Source organism: Flavobacterium cyanobacteriorum, assembly GCF_002251835.1.
GTDB classification, from domain to species: Bacteria; Bacteroidota; Bacteroidia; order Flavobacteriales; family Flavobacteriaceae; genus Flavobacterium; species Flavobacterium cyanobacteriorum.
In genome coordinates this window covers 1-4,888 of record NZ_NOXV01000136.1, presented here as the reverse complement: position 1 = coordinate 4,888, position 4,888 = coordinate 1, and the positions used below count along the sequence as shown (strand labels likewise).

Genomic DNA, 4,888 nt, shown 5'->3' with positions numbered 1-4,888 from the left:
GGAAAGCGGGAATGGCGCCTGCCGGTATGGCCCTGTCTTTTCGCTCCTGAAAAAAAAGTTTGACGGAGGAAGAGGATGAGCGGGCTTTGAGGACGGGGAAATAAGGTAAATGCTTGGCAGGAAATGTTATCCGGCAAGGGGTATCGGGACATTTCTTTGCATATAGTTTAGTTATGGCGAATGCTTTTTATTGCATGTATATTTTTGCAGGCTGAAACGGGCCAGAAAACTTATGGCTGCTGATTTAAATTCTTTTGTACTTCACTGATAAATGCTTCAAGTTTAGCCCCACGTACAGATAATAATGTTGAAAATCTGAAAAAAGCGGCATAAAATTATACATCCGTACGCACAAGGCATTTCAGGATTTCCATGAATTTTTCTCCTTCTGCATAATTTTTTATAAATTTTGAAATTTTGCCACTTACTATCCTGCTCTGTGTGAGTATGGCCATCTCTGCGGGTGTAAGCTCAAATGTGGCTATGTATACAATATTATCATTATTATTAGTCCCCATGACAGCTTCTGCCTGAGGTTTTTCGAGTTTCCTGCCGTCTTCAAATACGAGTACAACGCCCGGCAACATACTTATAACCTGCTCAACTGTGACAACTTCCATCCTGTAGGTTATGGTTTTACCCTTCTTTATTTTGACAACATGGAGCCCTTCTGATATTGAAGCAGTCAGCTTATGTTCATCTGTATTTTTATCAATAATATGAGTAAGGAAATCACAAAAAAAATCTTTAGGATACTTTATCCCGTCAATCACCTGGAAATAATACTTCTTGTTGCTTTCCGAAAACTTATTGAATTTATAATATACAGCTTCGTTCCTTATTGTATCCTGGAGCTGTATGACGTAGTTTTTTATACCATTGCTTTCAAAAGGCCTTACATCCACTACCTTGAAGATCCTGTTGGCAAGCGCTTCGTGCTTAGTGCGGTGGTTTTTATTTTCAGCATATATTTTGCTCAGGTTTTCATTGATAAAAAAATCATTATACCCTTTTTCGTAAGAAAGTTCACTTTCGGAAAGGGGTTTAATCTTCACAGTCTTTTCCAGTAACAGTTCCGGGCGGTTCCCAGGCGAATCCTGAGCATGGCCTACATATGTGGCAATAAATATAAGATATAAAATAGCCCTATACATAATATTATTTTTTAGTATCTAAATGCCAAATTTATCATACAGCTTAAAAAGCGTAACAGTAGACTGTTTAATTTTCGATAAAGTGTACGTATAATCGATATATTACAATTTATTTAAGATTCGTAATTTCGCCAAAAGGCTGATAACGTATCCGCCTGCTGATGCTACAACCGCAACCGTATAAGAGCGTGTACACGTAGCATAAAATTTTAATGGATTTTATAGACAAGTTTTAGCCAATATTACAGATAAAACTTTTAAAATAAAGTTGCATCGGTTAATTGACCGTGGATGGAAAGATGTCCATAAAGAATTCCAGGCAGGTTATGGATTAGCAAAATGAAAGACACCACAACTTTATCATAGAGACTTTTGAAAGCAGCTGTACTCCGAAGGCCATTCCTAAGAAACAATTTCATCATATAAATTTGGATTAGCATGATGAAACAATCTGCATCACACTAAAACATAGATTTTTTTAAATGTATAAAATATTGAAAAACAATTAATTATGCATACCGTATGGCTTTTTTTAGAAAAAAAATACATATTTTTCATGAAGAACTGTAACATCATGAAATAGGAGCAGTCATTATAGCAAACCGGTTAACCAAGTTGGAACACTTAAAGGAAACAGATAACCTTATAGAACGCTGCAGGCAGGGAAGCCGTAACGCGCAGTTTGAGCTTTATAATAAATATTATAAAGCCATGTACAATACTGCGCTGCGCATTGTAAAGGACGCGCACTGGGCTGAAGATATAATGCAGGAGTCGTTCCTTAAAGCCTTTACTAAGATTGACAGTTATAAAGGTGAAGTTTCGTTTGGGGCCTGGCTAAAAAAGATTGTGGTAAACCACAGCCTGGACAATTATAAAAAAATAAACAAAGTAACCCTGGAGCCGCTGGATGACGTGCTGTATAAAGTTGAAGACGCAGGCCCCGGTGAAGAAGCGAAGATAGATTTCCTGCAAATGCAGATGCACCAGGTAATGGCGGCCATACAATCGCTGAAGGAAAATTACAGGCTTGTGCTCACCTTATTGTTTATTGAAGGGTATGACCAGGAAGAAATATGTGAAATTTTAAAAATAAACCCCGGCAATTGCCGTACCATGATCAGCAGGGCTAAGGAGAGCCTGCTTAAAAAACTTAGTGTATATGAGTACCGATAAAAACCTTGAAGAACTGTTTACCCGGCTCAATGGCAGCTGGGATACGCAGGAGCCTGAGGCCGGCCACCAGGACCGCTTCCTGGCAAGGCTTGAGCGTAAGGATAAAAAGCGCTTCCCCTTTAGCCTGCTACTGCCGATAGCGGCGGCTATACTAATACTGTTTGGCATATTCATAAACCATAAGCCCGAAACACTACAACAGGACGCGCTTGCAAAAGTATCGCCGAAAGCACGTGAAACACAACTGTACTTTGCATCAGTAATAAGTAAGGAACTTGCCAAAATTGAGAAAGAGAACAGCCCTGAAACACAAAGGCTGGTTAAAGATGCGCTTTTTCAAATAGAGAAACTCGAAAAAGATTATGATAAGCTGACACAGGAGCTTTTGCAAAAAGGCGAAAGCCGCCAGCTTATACATGCCATGATTACCAACCTGCAAACCAGGATAGCATTCCTTGAACAGGTAACAACACGGATAGAGAACACCAAAAAAATAAAAGAACAATACCATGAAAACAACCAGCTTTAAATATATGCTTTTACTGCTCCTTTTACCCGCCCTTGCCAGTGCGGTTGAGCTTAAAGGGAAATATAAAAAGGAGAAGAACATCCGGAAATCGTACCAGGTAAACAGCAATGCCGCCCTTGATATTAATAATAAATATGGCACTGTGTATGTGGCTACCTGGGACCAGAATATTACTGAGATTGATATAACAATAAAGGTAGCAGGCGACGATGAAAAACAGGTTACCCAGCGTATCAATTCTATAGATGTAAGTTTCAGCGCTACCAAGGCATTGGTTACCGCAGTGACTAAAATCGGTAACCTTACCTGCAACTCCAACATAAGTATGGAAATCAATTATACGATTAAAATACCGAAAAAGGGTTCCATAAACCTTGACAACGAGTATGGCGGCATACAGGCCGGAAAAATATACGGCAAAGCTGATATCAACTGCCAGTATGGCGATGTAGGCATTGATGAACTACATAACGACGTAAACCTGCTGAAGATACAGTATTGCGGCAATTCAAAAATAAACTTTGCCAAAGCTGCTACAATCAATGCCAAATATTCTGGCCTCCGGGTTGGAAAAAGTAATAATGTGGAATTTAAAGGAGAATATTCAAACCTTAGCGGTGAAGATATAAATACTATCCAATATACTTCAGATTATGGTGAAATAAAAATAAAAAGTGCAGGTGTAGTTACAGGCAAAGGCGACTATAACACCATACGCTTTGGCAGGATATACAATACACTTAACCTGACTACAAATTATGGCGATATTAAAATTGAACTTATAGATAAAACCACCCGTAACATAGCTATAAATGCCAATTATACCGGTATAAGCCTTGGCTTTGATGACAGCTACCCCTTTGATTTTGAGTTGACCACAGAATATTCCGACATTACGGGTACTGAAGGCTTTAAATTTACCACTAAAAAAGATAAGGAATATGGCTCAGGTGGATACTATAAAGGGTACCATAAAAACAGCGGAAGTAATAAACTCTTCATAAAATCTAAATACGGACATATACAATTAGTAAAAAAATAGTTAACCTGATACAACCTATCATAAAAAACAATCGTCTTAATTAATTATCAATCATCAATCAAAAAACGTTTATCATGAAAAAATTTGCAATCATTTTAATGGGAGTGTTATGCTTTGTTTCGGGGTATGCCCAGGAAAAAGCAGAAGTAACAATCGGTAACGGCGCAACAACCAGGAGCAGCCGGAAAGTATCAGACTTTACCAAACTGTCTGTAAAAGGGCCTTTTGATGTAAGGCTGGTGAGTGGAGAAGCAGGAAGCGTATCTGTTGAGGCAGATGCTAACATTATTGACCTGGTGGTAACCCGTGTAAGTAACAACACCCTTGAGATAATGCCGCAGGAAGGAAAACTGTTTAAGAGCAGCAGGGGTAATAAGATAATTATTAAAGTACCTTTTACAAAACTGGAAGAAGTAGCGCTCTACGGCTCCGGGTCAATAAGCGGTAAAAAAGAACTGAAGGACGACATTAAAGTGGTGCTTGACGGTTCAGGTAAAATTAACCTTGAGGTGGCAGCTGCCACTACAAGTGCTACGGTGCTTGGATCCGGAAATATAAACCTGCAGGGAACAACACAAAACTTTACGTGTTTGGTTTCGGGTTCAGGCTATATCAAAGCCGAAACACTAAAAGCGGGAAGCGCAGATGTAACCGTATCAGGTTCCGGCAATGCTTACGTGTATACCAGCCAGGCTATTACCGGAATGATCACGGGCAGCGGAAGTGTAGCTTATGCCGGTGAACCTAAAGAGCGTGACCTGAAGCGTACCGGCAGCGGTGAATTTAAAATATTCAAATAGTATAGAATTAGGTTAGATTAGGTTAAATTTGCTTTTGGAAAGCCACCCGCAACGGGTGGTTTTTCTTTTTGCGGTTATACGGCGTGTTGAAGTGGCCATTGGATAACAAGGAGGTACTGCCGCCGAAGCCTTAGCCCCGGTGGAAGCGGCATCCTCCCCGCCGCCGCGCTTATGGCGGCGGGGAGAT

At 39.9% G+C, this 4,888-nt stretch carries 5 protein-coding genes; 4 read left to right on the top strand and 1 reads right to left on the bottom strand.

Annotated elements, in window-relative coordinates; genetic code table 11:
• Positions 1-335: 335 nt before the first annotated feature.
• Positions 336-1,154 carry a hypothetical protein gene (locus tag CHU92_RS01915; protein ID WP_094412051.1) on the bottom strand — a complete coding sequence of 273 codons (819 nt, stop codon included), beginning with the start codon at positions 1,152-1,154 and terminating at the stop codon, positions 336-338.
• A 615-nt stretch (positions 1,155-1,769) separates the two neighbouring features.
• Between CHU92_RS01915 and CHU92_RS01910 the strand changes: the two genes are divergently transcribed.
• The 4 genes from CHU92_RS01910 (at position 1,770) to CHU92_RS01895 (ending at position 4,701) form a co-directional block, all read left to right on the top strand.
• Entirely contained in the window at positions 1,770-2,330 is a 561-nt protein-coding gene (locus CHU92_RS01910; RefSeq protein ID WP_243389543.1) for an RNA polymerase sigma factor, read from the top strand.
• On the top strand, positions 2,317-2,859 hold the full coding sequence (locus CHU92_RS01905) for a hypothetical protein (RefSeq protein WP_094412047.1): 543 nt from the start codon (positions 2,317-2,319) through the stop codon (positions 2,857-2,859). Before CHU92_RS01910 ends, CHU92_RS01905 begins: the two co-directional genes overlap by 14 nt.
• Complete coding sequence (locus CHU92_RS01900) at positions 2,840-3,901, top strand: DUF4097 family beta strand repeat-containing protein (protein ID WP_129582982.1); 1,062 nt, start codon at positions 2,840-2,842, stop codon at positions 3,899-3,901. The genes CHU92_RS01905 and CHU92_RS01900 overlap by 20 nt, the downstream gene beginning before the upstream one ends.
• A gap of 74 nt (positions 3,902-3,975) precedes the next feature.
• Positions 3,976-4,701: a head GIN domain-containing protein gene (locus tag CHU92_RS01895; protein WP_094412043.1), complete on the top strand. Its 726-nt coding sequence runs from the start codon at positions 3,976-3,978 to the stop codon at positions 4,699-4,701.
• The last annotated feature ends 187 nt before the right edge of the window (positions 4,702-4,888 follow it).

Coding starts and splice junctions, on each gene's coding strand:
- CHU92_RS01895 (WP_094412043.1), top strand. CDS start 3,976: ATGAAAAAATTTGCAATCATTTTAATGGGAGTGTTATGCTTTGTTTCG.
- CHU92_RS01900 (WP_129582982.1), top strand. CDS start 2,840: ATGAAAACAACCAGCTTTAAATATATGCTTTTACTGCTCCTTTTACCC.
- CHU92_RS01915 (WP_094412051.1), bottom strand. CDS start 1,154: ATGTATAGGGCTATTTTATATCTTATATTTATTGCCACATATGTAGGC.
- CHU92_RS01905 (WP_094412047.1), top strand. CDS start 2,317: ATGAGTACCGATAAAAACCTTGAAGAACTGTTTACCCGGCTCAATGGC.